The organism is Massilia sp. CT11-108, from assembly GCF_047302915.1.
In the GTDB taxonomy this organism is placed as follows: domain Bacteria; phylum Pseudomonadota; class Gammaproteobacteria; order Burkholderiales; family Burkholderiaceae_D; genus Telluria; species Telluria orientalis.
This window is the reverse complement of the sequence record NZ_JBKYMO010001457.1, coordinates 1-286: the sequence shown is the minus strand read 5'-3', so window position 1 is coordinate 286 and position 286 is coordinate 1. Positions and strand designations below refer to the sequence as shown.

Annotated in this window: 1 pseudogene; it reads right to left on the bottom strand. The window is 70.3% G+C overall.

Features of this window, described 5'->3' with window-relative positions:
• Positions 1–95 precede the first annotated feature (95 nt).
• Positions 96–286: pseudogene (locus tag ACEN88_RS35250) on the bottom strand (16S rRNA (adenine(1518)-N(6)/adenine(1519)-N(6))-dimethyltransferase); the annotation flags it as partial.

Below are 286 nucleotides of genomic sequence, written 5' to 3'. Positions count from 1 at the left end.
TGCTGGACGCGATCGACGCGCGCATCGCGGACAAGCCGCTCGACGCGGCGGGAGAAGAAGCGGCACGGGCGCGCGGATGGCGGCCCGCACGTTGATCAGCCCTGCGGCTTGAGGATGTTGGCGAGCGCCACGTACTGCTCGAGCCCCACGGCCTCCGGACGCGCGCCCGGATCGATGCCGGCGTCGACGAGCTGCTGTTCGGTGAACATGCCGGCCACGCAGTTGCGGATCACCTTGCGGCGCTGCGAGAATGCCTTCTGCACGACGGCACTCAGCGCGTCCGCGT